A 22,126-nucleotide genomic window follows, 5' to 3' on the forward strand; every position below is an offset into this window, starting at 1 on the left:
ACCAGCACGTTGGCGCCGAGCATGGTGGAGAACACGATGCCCGCGATGGTCAGCACCGGCAGGATCGCGTTGCGCAGGGCATAGGTCACGATCACCCGCCGCCGCGGCAGGCCGAGCGACCGGGCGGTGCGGATGAAGTCGCTGCCGAGCACGCTCAGCATCGCCGCCCGGGTGATGCGGGCGAGCGGCGCCAGCACGAACAACGCCATGGTGAGGGCCGGCAGCACCAGTTGCCCGGCTGCGGCGCGAAAACCCTCCCAGTCGCCGACGAGCGGGAAGTCGATCAGCAGGAAGCCGGTGATGTCCGGCGGGCTCGCCGCGAACACGTCGACGCGGCCGGTCGGATCCGGGGCGATGCCGAGCAGATAATAGAACACGTAGATCAGCAGCAGCCCCGACACGAAGGTCGGCACGCAGACCCCGAGCGCGCAGAGGAAGCGCACGGCGTGATCCACCGCCGAGCCGGGCCGGAGCGCCGCCGCGATCCCGAGCGGGATCGCCAGCAGGAGCGCGATGACCAAGGCCGTCAGGGTCAGTTCGAGGGAGGCCGGCAGGCGCTGGCGGAGATCCGTCAGCACCGGCTGGCCGGTCGTCATTGAGCGGCCGAGCTGGCCCCGCGCCACGTCGCCGAGATAGCGCACCAGCTGCTCGGGCACCGGCTTGTCGAGGCCCATCTGGCGGCGGATCTCCTCGATCTCCGCCTTGCCGGCATTGGGCCCGGAGGCGAAGAACACCGCCGGATCGCCGGGCAGTACCCGCATCAGCAGGAAGGTGAAGACCAGGACGCCGAGAAGCGCCGGCAGCGAGGACAGGAAGCGCCGCCCGGTGCGCCGGGCGATGCCGGAGGCGGAGGCCATCCGCCTACTTCCGCGACAGGTCGCGGTAATCGACCTGTCGGTGGAACTGATAGGTGTAGCCCTCGACGGATTGGGCCATCACGGCGTCCTGGTTCGGCTGCCAGATCGGGATCTGCGGCATCAGGGCGAGGTGGCGCTTGTTCAGGGCCCGGGCCTCGTCGTCGTACTTGGCCGGATCACGCTCGAACCGTGCCTTGGCGGCGAGCTCGTTGATCTCGGGATCGTCGATCGAGCTGTAGTTCCAGCGCTGGTTGCCGGTGTAGAAGTTGCGGTAGAAGTAATCCGGCGAGGGCAGCCAGGCGACGATGCCCTCGGTGAAGAACGGCAGCTTCTTCTCGCTCACCTGCGTCGACATCTGCGCGTCGGGCAGCTTCTGGATCTCGACCCTGACGCCGATCTTTTCGAGCGATTCGCGGATCAAGGCGGCCATCGGCTCGGCGGTGGCGGCCTGGCCGACATTGAAGCTGAAGGTGGTCGAGAACCCGTCCGGCAGCCCGGCCTTGGCAAGGAGCGCCTTGGCCTTCGGCAGATCGAGGGTCACCGGCTGGGCGACGGGGAAGACGGGGGCGGGATCGCCCTCGCCCCAGGTCGCCCCGAAGAGCGGCTTGCCGCGGCCGAACAGGGCGGCCTTGAACATCGACTCGTAGGGCAGCGCGTAGGCGAGCGCCTGGCGCACCTCGACCTTGTCGAAGGGCGGCATCTTGGTGTTGAAGGAGATCAGCGTCACCGCGTTGAATTGCGGCGTGGCGATCACCTTCAGCTTGCCGCGCTCCTTGAGCGCCAGCGCGTCGTTGGCCTGGAGGTCGATGACGATGTCGGCATCGCCCTTCTCGACGAGGTTGGCCCGCGTCGCCGGATCGGGAATGGTCTGGGCGATGATGCGCTTGAAGCCGGCGGGCTTGTCCGGCGCGGCGCCGGTCCAGTCGGCGTTGCGCTTCAGCACGACCTGCTCGCCGGGCTTGAACACGTCGACGCTGTAGGCGCCGCTGCCGACCGCATGGTCCTTGAGCCAGCCTTGCGCCCAGGGGTCTTCCGGCGTCGCGTGCGCCTTCGCGACCTTCGAATTGATGACGATGGCGTAGACGGTGGCGAGGTTCGGCAGCGCCAGCCGGTCGGGCTTCGGCAGCGTGACCTTGAAGGTGTGGGGATCGATCACCGTGAACTGGTCGGGGCTCGTCAGCGAGCCGGTGAGGAGCTGCGGCCCGGCGAGCGACTTCGCCGAGACGGCGCGGTCGAGGGACCACTTCACGTCCTCGGCCGTGACGGGCGTGCCGTCCTGGAACTTCGCGTCCTTGCGGAGATAGAAGGTGAGGGTGAGCCCGTCGGGGCTGACCTCGTAGCGCTCGGCCAGTTCGCCGCGCACCGTGTCGAGGTCGAACACCCAGTTGTCGCCGAGCTTCTTGCGGCCGAAGGTGACGAGGCGATCATACGTCGAGAGGCTGATCGCGAAGGCCTCGCGGGTGGTGCCCGGCATGGTCGGATCGAGGGTGTTGACCGCAGCCCCCGTGACGTAGCGCAGGGTCTCGGCCCGGCTCTGGGCCCGGGCCGGCGCCGTGCCGACGATGAGCGCCACGACGAGGGCGCCCACGAGGCCGGCCACTGGGCCGCCCGTCCGCATGCTGGTCTTCGTCACGCCGGTTCCTTCCCTGCATCCCTGATCGGTCGGCCTTCTTGCAAGGGCCGTTCCAGCGGGTGCCATTCCAGACCAGGGATCGCTCCGGGGCAAGAGCTAACACATGACCTTTCAGCGCAGCACCGCCTGGGGCACGTCGTAGGCCCGGAACTCGGCCCAGAGCCTGTCGAGGTCGGCGGTGAACAGCCCGCGGGTGAGGCCGGAGACGAGGCGCGGCACCGCGGTCGTCATGGCGTTGATCGACGAGCCGGACGGGCCGTGGCTCACCGTGGAGGCGATGCCGAACAGGTGGATGTCGCGGATCCACGGCGTCAGCCCGGGCTCGCGCTCGGTGAAGGCGTAATCGTCGCCGAGATACGGGTAGGCGGCGAGGCGGTCGTCGCGCTCCTGAGGCGGCGGCGCGTAGCGGTCGCCCCAGGTGGCGATGTTGTGGGCAAACGCTAACAATTCGGGCCGCGCCGCATAATCGACGGCGATGCCGGTGGCGGCGATCACGAGATCGGCGGTGACCATGCCCTGCGGCGTGTCGAGGACCACCGCGCTGCCGTCCATCCGCGCCGCGCGGATCGGGGCGCCGGGGAGAAAGTGGAAATGCGGGTGCCGGGCGCAGCGGTCCCAGGTCGCCTGCGGAAACCCCTCGCGCAGGCCCATCACGGCGCTCATGAAGCGCCAGCGCCAGGCATCGTCGAGGTCGCCGAGATGGCGCAGGAAGCCCGCGAAGGTGAGCCAGCGATAGGGCTGCACTACCTGCGCCTCCGCCCGCCGGCACAGCAGCGTGACCGCGGCGGCGCCGGCTTCGAGCGCGGTGGCGGCGTTGTCGAAGGCCGAGGCGCCGGCACCGATCACCGCGACGCGCTTCCCCTCCAGGCCCGCGAAATCGATCGCGTCGTCGGTGCGGGCGACGCGGCCGGGCGGCAGGTCCGCCAGCGCCTCGGGCATCGCCCAGCGCCCGGCGCCCTCCTGGCCGGTGGCGAGCACGACCTTGCGGGCGTACCGCACGGTGCCGTCCGAATCCGTCACCGCCAGGAGGTTATCGGCCGGCGCGATGCCGGTGACGGTGACGCCGTTCTCCACCGGCACGCCGGTCGCAGTCCGCACGAAGGCCAGGTAGGCGGCCCAATCCTCCCGGAGGATGAGGTCGAGCGCCTGCCAGCTCGCTTGCCCGTACCGGGCCTCGTGCCAGGACTGGTAGGTGAGCGCCGGCAGGCCGAGATCGGGCCCGGTGAAGTCCTTCGGGCTGCGCAGGGTGCGCATGCGGGCATAGGTGAGCCAGGGGCCTTCCAGGCCTCTCGGCGCCCGGTCGAGCACCAGGATGTTGGTGACCTGCGCCCGCATCAGCCCGAAGGCGATGGCGAGGCCCGATTGCCCGGCCCCGACCACGATCACGTCGTGGGCCGGCCTGCCGTCCGGGCCGGTCCGCGGCACGAGCCAGGGCGCGCGGGGATGGGCGGTGCGGGCGATCTCGTCCTGGACATGGACGAGGAGGGCATCGAGGGACATGGCGACCCTTCAGGCTGAGAGCCAGCCGCCCTCCACCGGCAGGGCGGCGCCGGTGGTGAAGGAAGCGGCATCGCTGGCGAGATAGAGAATGGCGCGGGCGACCTCCTCGGGCCGCCCGAGGCGCTTCATCGCGTGGCGGGCCTCGGAGGCCGCGCGGGCGGCGGCCGGGTCGGGAGCACGCTTGAAGCTGCGGGCGAGGAGCGGCGTCTCGATCGCGCCCGGCACCACCGCGTTGACGCGGATGCCGTCGCCCGCGAAGTCGAGCGCCATGGTGCGGGTGAGGCTGAGCACCGCGCCCTTGGCGGCGATGTAGGCGCTGTTGCCGCGACCGCCGGCCAGCGCCAGCTGCGAGGCCACCGTGACGATGGCGCCGCCGCCCCGCGCCCGCATCAGGGGCACCGCTGCCTTGGCCCAGAGCCAGGTCCCGCCGACATGGGCGCGGAACACCGCGTCCCAATCTTCGGGCGCGGTGGTCTCGACGGTGCCGCCGACGGAAAAACCCGCCGCCGTCACCAGGACGTCGATGCCGCCGAAGGCGGCCACGACCGCACCCGCATCGGCCGCCACCGCCGCGGGATCGCCGACATCGGAGGTGCGGGCGAGGCCGCCGATCTCCGCGGCCACGGCCTCTGCCGCCGCACCGTCCCGGTCGATCACCGCCACCCGGGCGCCGAACTCCGAAAGGAGCCGCGCCGTCGCGGCACCGATGCCGGAGCCGCCGCCCGTCACCACCGCGACCTTGCCGTCGAGCCTCATGGCCACTCCCGCCTCATCGGACATCGTCCTGCATTTCCTGCCAGGCCAGGAACGCGTCGGCGGAGGCGTCGCATCCATGCGCCGCCTCCCAGCCGAGCTCGTCGCGCAGCCGGTCGGTCGCGAGGGGCGGCCGGTCGGTCCCGCCGTGCAGCGCGATCGTCGGGGCCTCCCCGGGCGCGGCGAGGCGGCAGACGAAGCCGGGACGCGCCAGCCTCGACCGTCCCAGCCGCTCGCCCCAGGCCAGCACCGGCCACGTGACGGGGCTCGACACGTTGTAGAGCCGCGCTCCCAGGCGTGGCGCGTCGATGATCCGCGCTACCGCGGCGGCGGCATCCGGGGCGTAGAGCCAGTCGCGCATGCCCGGCCGCGGCAGCAGGGCCGGGATGCCGGCCCGCACCGCCGCCCAGATCTGCGCCTGAGGGCTGAGGGTATCGCGCAAGCCGGTGTCGCGCTCGAACGGGCCGAACACCGCGCTCAGGCGCACGCTCACCCCGTCGAGCCCCCAATGCCCGCAGAGCCGCGCCAGCACGGCTTCCGAGGCGAACTTGGTCACGGCGTAGAGGCTCTCGGGCCGTGCCGGCAGATCCTCGGACAGGCACTCGGCCCCGACAGTGCCGTAGGCCGCCGCCGAGGACAGGTTCACCACCCGGCGCACCCCGGCCCCGCGGCAGGCCTCGAGGATCGGCACCATCGCCGACAGATTGACGGCCAGGATCGGAGCCGGGTCGGCCGCCTCCCGGGCCGCATCCGCCGTCACGGCCGAGGCGATCACCACCGCATCGGTACCCGGGCGGATCGCGGACGAGAGGGCGGCCGGGTCGGTCACGTCGCCGGATGCGACATCGAGGCGACCGGTCGGCGCGGCCAGCGCCCGGAGGAGCGGCGGCGGGGGCGGGGACCGGTCGAGGATCCGCACGCTGCCGCCACCCGCGAGGAGGTGGCGGGCGAGGTTCAGCCCGACGAAGCCGGCGCCGCCCAGGATGACGGTGCTCATGCAGCGAAAGGGCTCATGCCGCCTGCGAGGCGTCGCGACGTGGCCATACCGACATCCCACCTGCCCGATCTGTTTCCGGGATGCCATGCAGGAAGCGGGCCTGTCGAATGCCCATGGCCGCGATGCCCCAGCATCGCCCTGCCACCGTCATGAAACCATCACGCGAAACCCCCACACGGCCTACTCGTCGCATGCTCCGCGCGGCCGTACGAGGCAGTCGCCGGCGGGGTGTCGTTCGAAGATCTTGCGGCCTTGAGTTGGATCGAGGCAGATCACGCACGGGCCAAAACTCGTGTAAGCTACGGGTCGCGAAGTGGAGCGCGGCGCGAGACCGGCCCGGCATTGCCGTGCCGTGAAGTTGGGAGACGACGACATGGTGCAAGACGCGGCCGCACAGGCCGGCCCCGGCCGCCCCGGTCCCGGATCCGCGGACCTGCCGACGGCCCGACCCGATTCCGGCCTCGGCGCGCTCGCCCTCGTCGCCTCGTTCCACCAGATCCCCTGCGAGCCGGCGCAGGTCCGCCACGATCTCGGCCTCGGCCAGGCGCCGATGAGCGGCGTCGACATCGTCCGCGGTGCGCGCCGCCTCGGCCTCAAGGGCCGATTGCTGCAGGACCAGAAGCCGGCCCGCCTCGACAGCATCCCGCTTCCGGCGATCCTCGAGGTCGATGACGGCCGCTTCGTCGTGCTCGGCCGCCGCTTCGAGGACGGCAAGCTCCGCATCATCGATCCGGTCGCCCGCACCGCCGACCACGTCGAGGCCGAGGCCTTCCTAGCCCGCTGGACCGGCACCATCGTGCTCGTCGCGCGCCGGGCCAACCTCCAGACCGCGCTCCACAATTTCGGCCTGACCTGGTTCGTCCCCTCGATCTGGCGCTACCGCCGGCCGCTCGCCACGGTGCTGGTCGCCTCGCTGTTCATCCAGCTCTGCGCGCTCATCACCCCGATCTTCTTCCAGATCACCATCGACAAGGTGCTGGTCCATCGCGGCTACTCGACCCTGACGCTCGTCGCCGTCGGCCTCGTGGTGCTCGGCCTGTTCCACGTCGTGCTGCAATACTTGCGCGGCTACATCCTCACCCACACCGCGAGCCGCATCGACGTCGAGCTCGGCGCGCGGCTGTTCGACCACCTGATGCGGCTGCCCCTCGGTTATTTCGAGACCAGGCCCGCCGGCCAGACCGTGGCGCGGGTGCGCGAGCTCGAGACGGTGCGCAACTTCCTCACCGGACAGGCGCTGACCTCGGCGATCGACGTCCCGTTCACGCTCCTGTTCCTCGCCATCCTCTACTTCTACTCGCCACTCTTGGCGCTGATCGTCACCCTGTCGATCCCCTGCTACATCCTGGTGGCGGTGCTTCTGCGGCCGGTCCTGCGCGAAAAGACCCTGGAGCGCTTCAACCGCTCGGCCCTGTCGAGCCAGTTCCTGATCGAGTCGGTGGTCGGCATCCACACCGTCAAGGCGCTCGCGGTCGAGCCGACCTTGAAGAGCCAGTGGGAGGAGCGGCTCGCCGCCTACGTCAAGACCTCGTTCGTCGCCGGCCTCGTCGCCAGCATCGGCCAGAACGCGATCCAGTACATCTCCAAGGTCACGACCGCGCTCGTGCTGTTCTTCGGCGCCTACGCGGTGATGAACGGCGAACTGACCGTCGGCAGCCTGATCGCCTTCAACATGATCATGGGGCAGGTCACCGCGCCGATCCTGCGCCTCAGCCAGCTCTGGCAGGACTTCCAGCAGGTCAAGGTGTCGCTCGAGCGTCTCGGCGACGTGCTCAACTGCCCCCCCGAAACCCGGGCGCTGGCGCAGGCCCACCTGCCGCCGGCCAAGGGGCAGGTCACGGTGCGGGGCGTCTCGTTCCGCTATCAGCCCGGCACGCCGGAGGTCTTGCGGGACGTCAGCCTCGACATCCCGGCCGGCCAGGTCATCGGCATCGTCGGACCCTCGGGCTCGGGCAAGTCGACCTTCACCAAGCTCCTGCAGCGCCTCTACGTGCCGGAGAAGGGCCAGGTGCTGGTCGACGGGGTCGACATCGCCCAGGTCGATCCGGCCTGGCTGCGGCGCCAGATCGGCGTCGTGCTCCAGGAGAACCTGCTCTTCAACAAGACGGTGTTCGAGAACATCGCGCTCGCCAATCCCGGCCTGTCGCGGGCGCAGGTGATGCAGGTGGCGCGCCTCGCCGGCGCCGACGAGTTCATCAACCGGCTGCCGCTCGGCTACGACACCCCGATCGAGGAGCGCGGCGCCAACCTGTCGGGCGGGCAGCGCCAGCGGCTCGCCATCGCGCGGGCGCTCGCCACCAACCCGCGCATCCTGATCCTCGACGAGGCGACCTCGGCGCTGGACTACGAGAGCGAGCGGATCATCCAGGAGAACATGAAGCACATCGTGCGCGGGCGCACCGTCATCATCATCGCCCATCGCCTCGCGGCGGTCAGGATCTGCGACCGGATCATCGCGCTGCAGGACGGGCGCATCGTCGAGGACGGCACCCACCGCGAGCTCGTCGAGCGGCCGTCCTCGCTCTACGGCCGCCTCTGGCGCCTGCAATCCGACCACGGCACGAGCCAGGGAGAGGCCGCGTGAGCGCGAACCCGCAACCCGCTTCCCCCAACCTGCCGGCGCCGCGTCGCACCCCGCCGCCGCCGGCCCGCTTCAGCCCGCGCGGTCTGACCGACCGGGTACGGCGGCTCGCCGACGACCGTTCCGACCAGGAATTCCTGCCGGCGCATCTTGAGATCCTCGACACCCCGCCCTCGCCCTACGCGGTGGTGTTCACCTGGGTGATGTGCCTGATGTTCGGGGCGGCGCTCGTCTGGAGCATCTTCGCCCAGATCGACATCCACGCGGTGGCGACCGCCCGCATCCAGCCCTCCGGCCGCTCGAAGGTCGTGCAGCCCTTCGACACCGGCAAGGTCCAGACCATCGCGGTCGAGAACGGTAGCCGGGTCCAGGCCGGCGACGTGCTCCTGACCCTGGAGCCGACCGAGGCCGAGGCCGACCTGTCCTCGCGCCAGGGCGACCTCGCGGCGTTGGAGGCCCAGATCGCCCGGCGGCGCGCCACGATCACGGCGGTGGAGACGAACCAGCCCACCGCCAAGGTCGAGTTCCCGGCCGCGGTGCCGCCGGCGGTGCGGGCCCGCGAGGAGGGCGCGATGCTGGCCGAGATCGGCCAGTACGTCAGCACCCGGGACGCGTTCGAGGCCCAGCTCGCCGAGAAGGTCGCGACGCAGGAGCGCTTCACCGCCAGCATCGCCGCCCGCCAGCGGCTCCAGGCGGTGCTGAAGGAGCGCGCCGACATGCGCGAGACTCTGGTGGCCAAGGCCGCCGGGACGCGCGCGGCGGTGATCGACGCGGTGCAACAGGTCGAGCAGGTCTCGGCCGATCTCGCCTACGACCGCGGGCAGCTGACCGAGGCCAAGGCCGCCGCCACCTCGCTGCAGCGGCGCATCACCCAGCTCACCAGCGAGACGGTGGCGCGCCAGTACCAGGCGCTGACGGAGGCGGCGCAGAAGCGCGACGCCCTGGTGCAGGACGTGGTGAAGGCCACGCTCAAGCGCGAGCGGACCCAGCTCAAGGCGCCGATCGCCGGCACGGTGCAGCAGCTCGCCGTGACGACGCTCGGCCAGGTGGTGACGGCGGGCCAGCCCCTGATGGTGGTGGTGCCGACCGACGGGCCGATCGAGGTCGAGGCCCAGGTCCAGAACAAGGATATCGGCTTCATCCTGCCCGGCCAGGAGGCGGTGGTGAAGATCGACGCTTTCCCGTTCACCCGCTACGGCTCGATCGAGGGTCGTGTCGTGCGAGTGTCGCGCGACGCGGTCGACGACCGCGAGGCGGGGGGCGGCAGCGACGCCCTGTCGGTGGCGCGCGGCCAGGGCCTCAACCCGGTGACCGGCACGCAGAAGACCCAGAACCTGATCTTCCCGGTGACGGTGGCCCTGTCGCAGACCACGATCATGGCCGACGGCAAGGCGGTGGCGCTCACGCCGGGCATGACCGCGACGGTCGAGATCCGCACCGGGCGGCGCCGGGTGATCGACTACCTGCTCTCGCCGGTGCGGGAGACCACCGCGACGGCCGGGCACGAGCGCTGAGGGAATCAGCGGACGGCGCCGGGGCGCCGTCTCGCCGCCCTTCCTGTGCCCGAAACATCCCTCACGGAGGGATGAAAACCGGGCGCTCGCGCGTCTTACGTCAGGAAAGCCGGAGCGATCTTCGTCATGCGCAAAGCGGGCGACCGCCGGCTGCGATCTGTCAAAGGCCGTCGATGTCCGATCCGCTCCACCTCGTCCGGCACGCTCTGCCGTTCACCGGCTACCCGTATCGGGGCGAGGCCGTGGCCTGCAATCTGTGCGGCTGCACCGGCACGCTGGTCGTGGCGGAGACCGACCGGCGGCTGAAACGGCTGCGCTCCGTCGCCTGTACCGAATGCGGCCTGATCCGCACCGACCCGATGCCGACGCAGGACGAACTCGGCGCCTATTACGCCTCGGCCTACCGCGCCGCCTACCAGTTCGCCCTCGGCAAGCGCCCGCCGCGCCACCACCTCAACCGGTCCCGGCGCGAGGCGGCGTTCCGGGCCGATCTGCTCGCCCCCGCCCTGCGGCCCGGTGCCCGGGTGCTCGATTTCGGCTCGGGCTCGGGCGAGTTCCTGGCTGCCGCGCGGGCGCGGGGGGCGACCGTCACGGGGGTCGAGCCCGGCCTGTCCTACGCCGCCTTCGCGCGCGAGGAGCACGGCGCCCGGGTGCTGGACCGGCTCGACGCCCTGGCGCCCGACGAGGCCTTCGACGTCGTCACCGTCCACCACGTGCTCGAGCATCTGCGCGACCCGGTCGACACCCTGGAGCGCTTGGCCGGCCGGCTGGCGCCCGGCGGCGTCCTCTACGCCGCGGTGCCCAACATGGCGGCGACCGGCAAACCGCCGCACGAGCGCTTCCACTTCGCCCATGTCCACGGCTTCGTGCGCGAGACCCTCGACCGCGCCGCCGCCCGCGCCGGCCTGACTCCGCATCCCGATTACTGGCGCGAGGACACCACCGCGGTCTACCGGCGCGACCCCGCCGCCAGACGGGGACCGGCCCGGACCGACCTCGCCCAGGCCCTCGCCGCCGCCCTCGCGCCGGCGAGCCCCGGCACCTACATCGCGTCCGGCGCCTGGCTCGGCCCGATGATCCGCCGCAACGCCAAGGCGATCCGCGACACGTTCCGCGCCTCCTGACGGCGGTCCAGCGTCGGCAGGGGCGGGGGGCATCGTTCATCTCCGGCGGGGACGGAAGACGCCCCCGCCTTGCGCCCCAGCCGGCTCTATGCCGGCATCCCCGCGCGATCCTCGCCCAGGCCGTAATACGTCGCCAGCAGGTTGCTGTACGTGACGTGTTCGTAGGGAGCCCGCCGAGCGTACAGATCGGGGAGCGACAGGCCGAGCAGCAGGTCGTTCAAGGCGCTCGCGTCGAGAGCCAGCCCCGGATCGACGAGCGCGCCCTCGTCGCGGGCGCGCAAGCGCTCCGCCTGGGCTCCCAGATCGAACGCGACAGGGGGGACACCCGCCGCCTGGGCGAGCGACAGGGTGTAGCAATAGGTCTCCGGCCAGATCGAGCCGATCAGCACCAGGTCGATCTCCAGGTCGTGCAGCAGGCCGATCGCCTCCTCGTCGGTCCGGTAGCGGCCGGTCTCGATCACGCCCAGGGCGGCGAGGCGCTCGGGCATGTTGCTGTACCCGACCACCCGGTATGTGATCGGCAGGTCGCGCAGTCGGGCATCGACGGCGAGGTCGTGCAGGACGTTCGAGCCCTTGTGGGGTCCGACGCCTCCGAGGCTGGCGATGCGCAGCGGGGCGTCGGGCCCGACAGGCACCGTGCGGGCGGAGGGCCAGGCGACCGAAGGCAGCTGCTCCTCGTGCGGCCGGATCGTGATCCGGCTGCCGGGAAGGTAGGGCGCCAGACGCCGGGCGATGTCGTGCGAGGGGGACAGCACGACCGCGGCGCCGGCGAGGAGCCGGGCATAGGCCTCCCGCCGAATGGCGGGATCGGGCACCCCCCTGCTGCCGTGATCGATGGCGATGCAGCGGCGGCAGGCTTCCGCGTCCGGCAGGCCGCAATACCGGGCGAGCGGCGTCACGAGGTCGTTGCGATGGCAGACCGCCGCGTAATCGTGGAGCGTGAACGCGTAGGGACCGCCCGCCTGGATGATCGTCATCATCTGCTCCGTCGACGCCCAGTCGAGGCCAACGAACGAATGGATGTGCACGAGGGCGGGCCGCAGCCATTCCAGAAACGCGGTGACGAGGTGGCCCTGCCTGTCGATCTGCAGCGTCTCGACCGACGAGGTCGGGATCGCCCGCGTGGAGTCCGGCAGCGTCTCGATCCGGATGCTGCGTTCCGTCGCCGCCTTCAGGATCACGACCTCGTAGCCCTCTTGCGTCAGGCGGTCTGACAGGTCGCGGATATGGGTGACGATGCCGCCGATCCGGTTGTGGGTGACGAACACCACCGTTTTCGGCCCGAGGCTGCGCGCGAGACGGAACAGATCGAGCCGGATGCGGGCTTCCCGGGCCGGATCGGCTTCTACGTAGGTCAGGATCTGCGATGTATAATCCGGATGCTTGCCGAGCAGGCGCTGCTCGATCTGCTCCATATTTTTTGTGAACGTATTGTCGAACGACGCGCCACCCGAATGATAGACGAAGATGTCGTGGGCCAGGAGATTGCGATAACCCGCCTTCCGGGCTCGCAGGCAGAAGTCGTTCTCCTCGCCGTAGCCGCGGCCGAAGGTTTCGGCATCGAAGACGCCGATCCGGTCAATGATGGTGCGCCGCATGTAGAAGCAGAAGCCGACACCGGTCGGAACGTCGGACGAAAGATGGCGGTTGGCGTCGCGTGCGCAGGCATCCAGTTCCGGTAGGGTGAGCTCGAGGTGGATGCGGTTGTTGTAGTTGAACAGCGGGTAGCTGCAGATCGTCGCGTTGTTCGACAGCGGGGTGATGGTCGCGGCGTCTGGATTGGCCTGGGCGTGCCACAGCATCCGGTCGAGCCAGTCGCCGTAGGGGATCGCATCCGAGTTGAGAAGGATCACGTCCTTCCCTGTGCAGAAGGCCAGAGCCTTGTTGACCGACGCGACGAAGCCGAGATTCGTCTCGTTTTCGAGGTAGACGAAGAGCCCCTTGGCGGCGAGCGCCGCCAGGGCATCGTTCAGCTCTGGCAGCGGTCCGCAATCGTTGACCACCAGGAGGGCGAAGCGGCTCGACTGCCGATTGGCGAGCACGGCGTGTACCGCCCGCAACGTCTCCTCGTAACCCTTGTAGACCGGGATCACCACGACGACCTCCGCCGAGGTCATGTCCGTGGCCGGGCTCGCCGCCGCCCACTCGGCCGCGGATGGTGCCGTCGGGGCCGGCCAGAGCGCGGGGCCGAACGGGTTCGGTTTGAGGCCGAGGGCACGGCCCTCGGTGACGTAGTGGTAGAGCGGGTTGACCGTCGTGGGAACCGTGGACGCGTATTGCTTCCGGTAGTGCTCGGCCCAGAAGATCTCGGATGGGTTGCGCCCCTCCTTCCATCCGTGCTCGGCGTAATGGCGGAGCGGGTCAAGGCCCGCCTCGCGGACATCGGTGTAGCTCGACAGGTAATAGATCTCGTCGAAGTCGGCCGCGATCGCCGCCATCGTCGCAGCGAGCGTGACGGCCTCCGTCGCGTCGGACGGGACGTCGTCCCCAGTCTTGCGGGCCGACGGATTGGGGCTCAATCCGAGCGCACGCCCCTTGATCACGTAGTGATAGAGAGGATTGACCGTTGGTGGGACCTCGGTGCCGTGGGTGCTCCGGTAGTAGTCGTTCCAAAAGCTTTCCGACGGGTTGCGTCCCTCCTTCCATCCGTGCTCGGCATAGTGGCGCAGCGGGTCGTGCCCCGCCTCGCGGACGTCATCGTAGCTCGACAGGTAGTAGCTCGCGTCGAAGTCGTCGGCGATCGCCGCCATCACCGCGGCGAGGGCGGCGTCCGTCGTCCGCGCCAGCCTCACGAGGGGGGGGGTGCCGCCCAGCAGGCGATGGGTCGAGACGTAGTGGTAGAAGGGCGGAATCCGGCCGGCGCCGAGATGCTGATTGCGATTGAGGTGATCGTGCGTGACGAAGTACGTGTTGGGCTCGTAGCCGTGCCGCCAGCCCTCGGTCAGGTAGTGGTGCAGCGGATCCGTGCCGGGGTCGAGCGTATAGGTTCGCGTATAGAACTCGGCGTCAAAATAGTCTTGAATGACCCGCCGCTGAATTTCAACAAAATCGTCCATTTCCCCAGTCGAGATGATTCTACGTTGCGCCTCAGGGAGCGACCCGTAGTGATCAAGCGGATTAACCTCGAAATTATCAAACGATAAATATTTATCTTTATAGTATAAAGTAGAAAAATGTGCCGACGGGTCGCGGCCTTCGCGCCATCCGCTCGTCATATAATGTTGAAATGGATCTTGCTTAGTGAGGGCAACATCGCGGTATGTGCTAGTGTAGAAGTCGGCATCAAAGTGCGTCTCGGCGCCTTCGGCGCGCCGTAACTTTCGGAGAGTTCTTTTAATCATTGCCGAAACTACCACCTTCTTCCGATCGGTCCGACCCGCACGAGCGATGCATCCCCCGCGCCACACCGTCGGCCGGCACGGTGCGAGGTGGCGCGTCGTTCGCGGGCCGTGCCATCGCATGCGTGTAGCGGAGTCAGTCCCGCAGGAAACGCTAGCGCCGACGCCTCTACCACGGATCGTGCTGCGCGTTCATCAAGTTCCGTGACATTCCGGCCTCCGTCACTGCCCAAGCGCAAAATTGCGGCTATCGCACGGCACATTACGTCATGACATGCTCCGTGCCCTCGCGACCGTGGGCGGATGTCGCACTCAACTTCGTCCGGTTCCGCGTTCCACCTGGATCGCCGTGGATTCCGGTCCCGGTTCTCGCGCCAGCCAAGCGTGGCCTGTCGTATCGATGCGACGATCGTTTGACGATGGAACGCCGCCACCGCCGGTCGCGGCAGGCGCGTTGCGGATCCGCCACAGGCTCTTACATCTGCCGCAAGGCTCGGGTTGCCGACTCCACGGGTCGGGCGTTCGTGCTAAAAAAGCAAGTAAGAGCAATAGCTTATTATCATTCTAAAGAGTGGCTTCGACCCTCGGGAGGCTCCTCCCGGGGGCATGCCGCCCACGGCCCAAAGGTCCCGACATGCGTTCTCGTCCCTGCGTTTCCGCTCGTCGCCGCATTGCCGGCTCCCTCGCCGGCGGCGTTTCTCTGCTCGGGTTGATGACAGCGGCGGTGACGGCCCAGGAGGCGACACCGCCCCGGCAGGGGGCGGCGGCCGGCGGCGCGATCCAGCTCGAGGCGATCGACGTCGCGGGCAACGGCGCCCGGCCCGGCGCCACCGTGGTCGCGGCCCGACCCAAGGAGGATCCGCGCGGGCCGATCGACGGCTTCGTGGCCACCCGTACTCTGACCTCGACCAAGACCGACACCCCGCTGATCGAGACGCCGCAATCGGTCACCGTGATCGGGCGCGAGCAGATCGACGCCCTCAAGCCGCAGCAGGTCGGCGACGCGGTCGCCTACTCGGCCGGCGTCTACGGCAACGTGTTCGGGCCCGACCCGCGGGTCGACTTCTTCCTGATCCGCGGCTTCACGGCGAACGACACCGGCCTGTACCGGGACGGCCTGCAGCTCTTCAATTACGGCTTTGCCGCCTACAAGGTCGACCCGTTCGGGCTGGAGCGCATCGACGTGCTGCGCGGTCCCGCCGCGGTGCTGTTCGGCCAGGGCGGCCCCGGCGGCCTGATCAACCTGATCAGCAAGAAGCCGCCCGTCGATCCCCTGCGCACCATCGAGGTCGGCGGCGGCTCGTTCGGCCAGAAGTACCTCGCCTTCGACCTCGGCGGGCCGGCCGACAAGGACGGTCACTGGTTCTACCGCCTGACCGGCATCGGCCGGCAGGGCGGTACCCAGGTCGACGGCCTCGACGAGAATCGCGGCTACATCGCCCCGACCTTCACCTACAAGCCGGACGGCGCCACCACCTTCACGCTGCTGTCGAGCGTCCAGTACGACGATACCGGCCGCCTCAACGCGTTCCTGCCGTATTACGGCACGGTGCGGCCGACGGTGCTCGGCCTGCGCATCCCGCAGAACTACAACGTCTCGGATCCGTTCAACAATACCTATCGCCGGACTCAGGCCAATATCGGCTACGAGTTCGAGCACGTCTTCGACGATACCTGGACCTTCCGGCAGAACCTGCGCTACGCCTTTAGCGATTCGCTCGACGACGCGTTCCTCGGCGGCATCGGCTATGCCGACGCGAACCAGACCCAGATTGCCCGCTACCGCTTCCGCGCCGCCTCGCGGGCGCGCCTGTTCAACGTCGACAACCAGGCGGTCGCCCGGTTCGACGACGGCTTGTTCAAGCACACTTTCCTGATGGGCCTCGACTACAAGAACTTCCAGCTCAACGACAACCAGGCCACCGGCGGCTTCGCCGGGGTGCCGGTTCCGAACTTCAACATCATCACGCCGAATTACGGCGCCGCGAGCGTCCCGGTCGCGCCCTATCTCGTCAATTACGACGTGTTTCAGCAGCTCGGTCTCTATTATCAGGACCAGATCAAGCTCACGCCCGAGCTGACCCTGGTCGTGGCCGGCCGCGGCGACTTCACGTCGAACGAGGTCAACAACCGGCTCGCCAGCACCCAGACGCGGCAATCGGCCAACGCCTTCACGCAGCGCTACGGCCTGATCTACAACTTCGATTTCGGCCTGGCGCCCTACGTCAGCTACGCGACCTTCTTCAACCCGCAGGTCGGCACCAACGCCTTCAGCCAGCCGTTCAAGCCCACCACCGGCGACCAGTACGAGGTCGGCGTCAAGTACGAGATCCCGGGCGCGAACGCCTTCCTGACGGTGGCCGCCTTCGACCTCGCGCTCGCCAACACGCTCACCGCCGACCCGAACAGCGCGATCAACCAGCTTCAGCTCGGCGAGACCCGCTCGCGCGGCTTCGAGGCGCAGCTGGTGGCCAACATCACCAAGGACTTCAACGTCGTCGCGTCGTTCACGAGCTACAACCTTGAGATCACCAAGGGCGACGTCGGTACGATCGGCCGGACCCCGACCAACACGCCCGAGACCCTGGCCTCGGTCTTTGCCGACTACACCATCCCGACCGGCGACTGGGCCGGGTTCGGCTTCGGGGCGGGCGTGCGCTATGTCGGCCGCTCCTTCGCCGACGTGAGCAACACCCTGACGGTGCCGGAGCGGGCGCTGATCGACGCGGTGATCCACTACAGCCGCGACAACTGGCGCTTCGCCATCAACGCGGCGAACCTCACCGACAAGCGCTTCGTCTCGTCGTGCCAGTCGGTCAATGCCTGCTTCTACGGCGAGCAGCGCCGCATCACCGCGAGCCTGAGCTACAAGTGGTGAGGCGAGGGGCGGGGAGGCGGCTTCCCGCCCGTCACGCCGGATCCGGCATCGTCCCGGCGACGTGCCCGGGAAAGCCCGGCAGGGCCACCGTCCCGCGCTCGTAGACCTGGAACACCCGCAGCGTCCCGTCCCGGATCGCATCGCGCGGCAGCTCCATGTCGAATCCGGCCGTCAGGGCGTCGGCCTCCTTCAGGTGCGCCGCCACGTCCTGCCGGGCGACGCACTCCGCGATCATGTATCGGCGCTGCCCCCGCGCCCCCCAGCGGGCGATCCAGGCGAGCGGCCGGCCGCGCCCCGGCACGAAGCACCAGCCCGCCGCCGCCACGGACGGGCCGAGCAGGTCCGACGTCTCGCCGGGCACCACGGCGTCGAGGTTCGGCCGGGTGCGCAGCTTCGGAATCCAGGTCCGGCGCAAGGCCTGCGGCATCTCGGCGGTGACGAGGCAGGCGCGGGTGGAAGGCGCGACGAAGAGCGTGGCGCCGGTCTCGAACAGCTCCGCCCCGCGCGGCTCCGCTCCGGGATCGTCCTCGACCGCGACCGAGAGGCGGTAGGAGCCGGGCGCGAGATCCCGGGCCTGCGCCTCGGTGCCGACCCGCGTCGTCCCGTCTTCCTCGCTCCGCACCGCCCGGGTCCAGGCCGCCCCCTGCGGTCCTTCGAGCACCAGGGCCGGCTGCCCCGCCCCAGCATCGGCGGGCAGCGCGACCGCGATGCGGGTGAGGCCGCCCTGGCGTGCCACCGGGACGCCCGCGACGAGCGGGAGCCCATGGCCGGTCACCGTCGCCCGCGCGGCGCTCCGGCGCAGGGCGGCATCCGGCAGGCCCGGCCGCCACGGCGTGACCGGGCCCGGTGCGGGAAAGCCCGCGGCGGTGAAGCGCGCGACCTCGCGGGCGACCGCGAGATGGTCGGAAAAGACCTGGACGAGGTCGACGACGTGGAGACCCGCCGACAGGTCCTCGGTGCGGATCCGGGCCGCGAAGCCGGCCTGCTCGGCCCGGCCGGTGCCGAACCGCCCCGCCAGCTCCGGGCGGCGCTCGGGCTGGGTCGCGACGAAGCGTGTGGCGGAGCCGGCGCGCAGCCGCAACCAGGTCTGGAGCGGTCGTCCCGCGTCGGGGCGCCAGAGCCAGCCGCGCAGGGACAGGCTGTCGCCCACCGCGCAGGGGCCGATCCGGCCGGGCAGCCTTTGGCCGTCCGCGACGAGGTCGGCGATCTCCCAGGACAGGCCCGGATCGTCCGGCGCCAGCGCCCGCTCGGGCAGGAGCGCCGCGGCGGGCGGCAGGGCATCGGCGACCGCGCTCGTCTCGTCCGCTCCGTCCCAGACGATCGTCGGGTCGGTCCAGTCCGGGTTGTTGAGACGGAAGCCGAGGTCGAGGGCCGAGAGGGTGAAGGGAGCGGCCGGCGCGTCGGGCCCGGGATGGGGCGCGGGCCGGGCCGCGATCAGCGTGCGGTACAGGTCCGCCATGGCGGCGGCGTGCCCGGCCACGCTCGGGAAGGTCTTTTCGCGGATCGCGGCGCGCAGGGTCGCGACGAGGTCCGGGTCGTGCGCGAGCCGCCGCAGGGCCTGGCGCACCGCGCCCGCATCGCCCGGCGGCACCTTGAGCCCGTCGACGCCCTCCGTGACCCGCTCGCCCGGGGCGCCGAGATCGGTGACGATCGGGATCAGCCCCGCCCGCCACGCCTCGGTGAGCGAGATCATGTAGGTCTCGGGCCAGAGCGAGAGGTGAAGCGACACGTCGCAGCCGGCAAGGAGCGCCGGCACCTCGTCGCGGGTGTAGCCGCCGCGCAGATGAAGCCGGTCCCCGGCCAGCGCCTCGAAGGCGGCGACGAGGTAGCTCTCGACGTAGCCGAGCACCTCGAACGCGATGGCCTCGCCCTCGGTGATGCGCACGAGCTCGAGCAGCGTCCGGGCGCCCTTGTGGTCGACCACGTTGCCGAGCACCGCGACCCGCAAGGGGGAGCGGGCTCCGGGCCCGCCCGAGAGGGACGGTACGGGCTCGATCGGGGCCGGGCGCGCCGGCCCGGCATCGACCATCTCGATCACCGCGACCCGGGCCGTCGCCTCGGGATAGAACGCCCGGACGTATTCCGCGGTGGCCGGCGTGCTGGTGACGACGGCATCGACGCTCGCCAGCATCCGCGCCACGAAGCCGTCGCGCCGCGCCTTGGCGCCGGCGGGCAGTCCCTCGGCGGTGGACAGGCAGCCGTCGCACTGGCGCTCGCCGCGATGCACGACGTCGCAGAAGACGCCGTGCTGGTTCATCAGGGTGTAGCGGCTGCAGATCAGGAAGAAGTCGTGCAGCTGCATCACCACCGGCACGCCGTGGGCCCGGGCGATCGCCGGCAGGCTCAGCGGCAGGCCGAGGAGGTGATGGACGTGGACGAGGTCGATGCGCCGCTCGACCAGGATCCGCTCGAAGAGCGCCTCGATCTCCGGGCCGGCGAGCAGTCGCTCCGCCGGCGGGATCGGCAGCGCCTCCGAGGTCTCGCCCTCGTCGAGGCGCAGGACCCAGGCCTCCTCCTCGAAGGAGGGATAGAGGAACAGGACCTCGAACCCGGCGGGCGCTCCATCAAGCGCGTCCGCGAGCTGCTCCTGATAGAACTCGACGCCGCCGCCCTGGCGCCGCCCGGCCCGGTTGTGGGCGACGAAGAGGAGGCGGGGTTTTCTCGCGCTTGGGCGGGACCCAGTCGCATTCGCCGTTGGCGCCGCCGCGGCCCCGCGCTCCCGCACCGCCCGCAGGATGACGTCGACCCGGTGGTCGTAGAGATGCGCGGCCAGGGTGCGGGCGCGGGCGCGCTCCGCCATGGCGATCCGGCCCTCCGGGGCGGCCAGCAGGGCGGCGAGGGCCCGGACGGCGTCGTCCTCGGCGCAGGCCCGGATCTCGCGGTCCGGCTTGTAATAGTCGACGGTCTCGGGGTCGGCGCCGACGACGAGCTGCGCGCCGCCGGCGAGCGCCGCCTCGAACAGCCGCGGCGGCGGCGTCGTGCCCGAGGCCGCCTCGTCGGCGCCGGCGGTGAAGACCCGCGGCAGGGTCAGCACCACCCGGCTGGCATTGGCGAGCCGGGCGAAATCCGCGTTGCCGCAGCGCCAGTCGACGACGAGGTCGTCGCGCACCAGCACCGGGGGCGGCAGATAGGCGTTCGCCGGGAGCGCGATCTTCGCCTTCAGGTCGCGCGGCAGGGTGGCGAGGATCCGGTTGAGCGTCGCCACCCGGTTCGGCCAGGCCGTGCCGACGAACAGGAGGTCGTAGCGGTAGTCCGCGTCGTCCCGTCGGACGGGCAGGTCCTGGAACAGGGTCGTGGCCGCCAGCGGCAGGTGGCGGGCCTTCGCCCCGTAGCGGGAGAGCGAGCCGCGGTCGTTGGTGAAGACGAGGTCGAAGCAGCCGGCGAGGCGGGCATTGGCCGCGCTGAGATAGGGGTCCTCGGTCGTCCACAGCGCGCTGGTGCCGGCGAGCGCCGAGAGGCGGCGCAGCAGGGCGTGGTGGCGGCTCGCGCCGCCGAGGGCGAGGACGAGGTCGAACCGCTCGCCCTGCGCCCGGGCCACCGCGTCGGCATGGGTCGCCCGGACCACCCGGGCGACGGCGGGGTGGCGCGCCAGGGCGTCGGCGACCGCGAGCGCGATGTAGGCGTTGCTCGTGCGCGGCTCGGTGTCGAGGAGGAGCACCGAGAGGGGCGCGAGGGAGGACCGGGAGGAGGGCATGGGTCTGTCCGTCACGCGGCCATCGCCGCCAGGATGGTCTCGGCCCGGTGGCGGTAGGTGTGGCCGTCGAGCACCCGGGCGCGGGCGCGCTCGGCCATCGCCAGGACGGCGGCGGGCTCACGGTGGGAACGGGCGATCGCCTCCGCGATCTCGTGGACGTCGTCGAAGAGCAGGATCTCGCGGCCCTCCTCGAGGTAATCCAGGATCTCGAGGCCGGCGGCGAAGCAGAGCTGCGGGGTTCCGGCGAGCGCCGCCTCGAACACCCGCGGCCCGGGGGTCGAGGCCGGCAGCCGGTAGCGCCGGTTGGCGATGTCGAGATCGCGGCCGACCGCGAGGACGAGGCGGGCCGCGCTCGTCCGGTCGGCCATCGCGGCCGCGCTCAGGCGGGTGTTCTCGGCAAATGCCAGGGAGGCCGGCCAGCCCGCCCCGCGGACCTCGACCCTGTGCCCCACGAGGCTCGCCTGGGCGCGCTCGAGGAGCGCGATCCGGTTCGGGAAGGCAGCGCCGCAGAAGAACAGGTCGAGGCTGCGCTCGGCCATCGGCCGCACCGGCCGCAGATGCGTCCGGCGGCAGGCCGCGAGCGGCAGGTGCGAGACCGAAGGGTGCCGGTAATGGGGCAGGGCCCAGCGGTCGTTGGTGAAGATGTGGTCGGCCAGGGCCTCGGCCCGGGGCGCGTAGTCGAACTCGTAGGGGTCGTCGTGCAGCCAGAAGGCGAGGCGGGCGCCCGCCCGCCTCGCGCTCCGCGCCAGGGACCGCAGGGGCGCGGCCTCCACGGCGACGCTGCCGAGCGCCACGACGAGGCTCGGGCGAAACTCCGCGATCGCCTCCTCGGCGAGTTCGAGGGGGCTTGCCCGCACCGCGTCCGCGCCGCGCACCTCCGCGAAGCCCTCGCGCAGGTAGGCGCGGATCGCCGCGTTGTGGTTGACCGCGTCCGGGCTCAGGCTCGTCACCAGGACCTTCGCGGAAGCTGTGGGGCGCATGCGGACCGGCCGGGAGGAGGGGCGGGTGATGGCGAAACACGCAAAAGCCGCCGAGATCAAGGCTCGGCCGTTGCCGCGTCGTCCGCGCGACCGGGGAGTGGGGCCGCGCGAGCGCTCCCGCCCGGCGACCGGGGGCGTCTCGGGCCGCGATCCGTCGGTCTTCGGCCGCTCCGGCATCGGCGACACGCCGCCTCGCGCGTGATAGCTTGACCCATCATGGCTGCCCTCCCGCTTTCGTCACGTCACCCCGCCGCGTCCCCGCGCCGGCCGACCGCCC

The 22,126-nt window shown here is 70.7% G+C and carries 12 protein-coding genes; 4 read left to right on the forward strand and 8 right to left on the reverse strand.

Annotation, left to right across the window (positions count from 1 at the left end; all coding sequences use genetic code 11):
• The 5 genes from QR78_RS19645 to QR78_RS19665 all read right to left on the reverse strand — a co-directional run.
• Window positions 1–857 (reverse strand): ABC transporter permease (locus QR78_RS19645; protein ID WP_048429261.1); only part of this gene is annotated, 857 nt, incomplete at its 3' end.
• Between the two features lie 4 nt (window positions 858–861).
• Window positions 862–2,475: an ABC transporter substrate-binding protein gene (locus tag QR78_RS19650; protein WP_082171819.1), complete on the reverse strand. Its 1,614-nt coding sequence runs from the start codon at window positions 2,473–2,475 to the stop codon at window positions 862–864.
• Window positions 2,476–2,601: 126 nt separating this feature from the next.
• A complete protein-coding gene (locus tag QR78_RS19655) occupies window positions 2,602–3,990 on the reverse strand; it encodes an NAD(P)-binding domain-containing protein (protein WP_048429263.1) in 1,389 nt (462 codons plus the stop codon).
• Between the two features lie 9 nt (window positions 3,991–3,999).
• Entirely contained in the window at window positions 4,000–4,746 is a 747-nt protein-coding gene (locus QR78_RS19660) for an SDR family oxidoreductase (RefSeq protein WP_048429264.1), read from the reverse strand.
• Between the two features lie 13 nt (window positions 4,747–4,759).
• Window positions 4,760–5,740, reverse strand: a complete 981-nt coding sequence (locus QR78_RS19665; RefSeq protein WP_048429265.1) for an NAD-dependent epimerase/dehydratase family protein — start codon at window positions 5,738–5,740, stop codon at window positions 4,760–4,762.
• Between the two features lie 373 nt (window positions 5,741–6,113).
• Here QR78_RS19665 and QR78_RS19670 point away from each other — a divergent pair, with 373 nt between their 5' ends.
• The 3 genes from QR78_RS19670 (at window position 6,114) to QR78_RS36525 (ending at window position 10,959) form a co-directional block, all read left to right on the forward strand.
• Complete coding sequence (locus QR78_RS19670; RefSeq protein ID WP_048429266.1) at window positions 6,114–8,324, forward strand: type I secretion system permease/ATPase; 2,211 nt, start codon at window positions 6,114–6,116, stop codon at window positions 8,322–8,324.
• A complete protein-coding gene (locus QR78_RS19675) occupies window positions 8,321–9,835 on the forward strand; it encodes an HlyD family type I secretion periplasmic adaptor subunit (RefSeq protein ID WP_048429267.1) in 1,515 nt (504 codons plus the stop codon). The genes QR78_RS19670 and QR78_RS19675 overlap by 4 nt, the downstream gene beginning before the upstream one ends.
• A 173-nt stretch (window positions 9,836–10,008) precedes the next feature.
• Complete coding sequence (locus tag QR78_RS36525; protein WP_048429268.1) at window positions 10,009–10,959, forward strand: class I SAM-dependent methyltransferase; 951 nt, start codon at window positions 10,009–10,011, stop codon at window positions 10,957–10,959.
• A gap of 86 nt (window positions 10,960–11,045) precedes the next feature.
• Here the strand turns inward: QR78_RS36525 and QR78_RS19685 are convergent, their stop codons facing one another.
• Window positions 11,046–14,174, reverse strand: a complete 3,129-nt coding sequence (locus QR78_RS19685; protein WP_125901114.1) for a glycosyltransferase — start codon at window positions 14,172–14,174, stop codon at window positions 11,046–11,048.
• 757 nt (window positions 14,175–14,931) lie between these two features.
• Between QR78_RS19685 and QR78_RS19690 the strand changes: the two genes are divergently transcribed.
• Window positions 14,932–17,175, forward strand: a complete 2,244-nt coding sequence (locus tag QR78_RS19690) for a TonB-dependent siderophore receptor (RefSeq protein WP_053220993.1) — start codon at window positions 14,932–14,934, stop codon at window positions 17,173–17,175.
• Between the two features lie 31 nt (window positions 17,176–17,206).
• Here the strand turns inward: QR78_RS19690 and QR78_RS19695 are convergent, their stop codons facing one another.
• Together QR78_RS19695 and QR78_RS19700 are read right to left on the reverse strand one after the other, a co-directional pair.
• Window positions 17,207–20,869, reverse strand: a complete 3,663-nt coding sequence (locus QR78_RS19695) for a glycosyltransferase family protein (protein WP_053220994.1) — start codon at window positions 20,867–20,869, stop codon at window positions 17,207–17,209.
• A gap of 11 nt (window positions 20,870–20,880) precedes the next feature.
• On the reverse strand, window positions 20,881–21,819 hold the full coding sequence (locus QR78_RS19700) for a CgeB family protein (RefSeq protein ID WP_244276438.1): 939 nt from the start codon (window positions 21,817–21,819) through the stop codon (window positions 20,881–20,883).
• Between the last annotated feature and the right edge of the window lie 307 nt (window positions 21,820–22,126).

It is taken from the genome of Methylobacterium indicum, assembly GCF_001043895.1.
GTDB lineage: Bacteria > Pseudomonadota > Alphaproteobacteria > Rhizobiales > Beijerinckiaceae > Methylobacterium > Methylobacterium indicum.

Bases quoted from the DNA above. Each gene is read 5' to 3' on its own strand.
- QR78_RS19650 (WP_082171819.1), bottom strand. From the start codon at position 2,475: ATGCGGACGGGCGGCCCAGTGGCCGGCCTCGTGGGCGCCCTCGTCGTG.
- QR78_RS19690 (WP_053220993.1), top strand. From the start codon at position 14,932: ATGCGTTCTCGTCCCTGCGTTTCCGCTCGTCGCCGCATTGCCGGCTCC.
- QR78_RS36525 (WP_048429268.1), top strand. From the start codon at position 10,009: ATGTCCGATCCGCTCCACCTCGTCCGGCACGCTCTGCCGTTCACCGGC.
- QR78_RS19685 (WP_125901114.1), bottom strand. From the start codon at position 14,174: ATGACGAGCGGATGGCGCGAAGGCCGCGACCCGTCGGCACATTTTTCT.
- QR78_RS19695 (WP_053220994.1), bottom strand. From the start codon at position 20,869: ATGCCCTCCTCCCGGTCCTCCCTCGCGCCCCTCTCGGTGCTCCTCCTC.
- QR78_RS19665 (WP_048429265.1), bottom strand. From the start codon at position 5,740: ATGAGCACCGTCATCCTGGGCGGCGCCGGCTTCGTCGGGCTGAACCTC.
- QR78_RS19655 (WP_048429263.1), bottom strand. From the start codon at position 3,990: ATGTCCCTCGATGCCCTCCTCGTCCATGTCCAGGACGAGATCGCCCGC.
- QR78_RS19660 (WP_048429264.1), bottom strand. From the start codon at position 4,746: ATGAGGCTCGACGGCAAGGTCGCGGTGGTGACGGGCGGCGGCTCCGGC.
- QR78_RS19670 (WP_048429266.1), top strand. From the start codon at position 6,114: ATGGTGCAAGACGCGGCCGCACAGGCCGGCCCCGGCCGCCCCGGTCCC.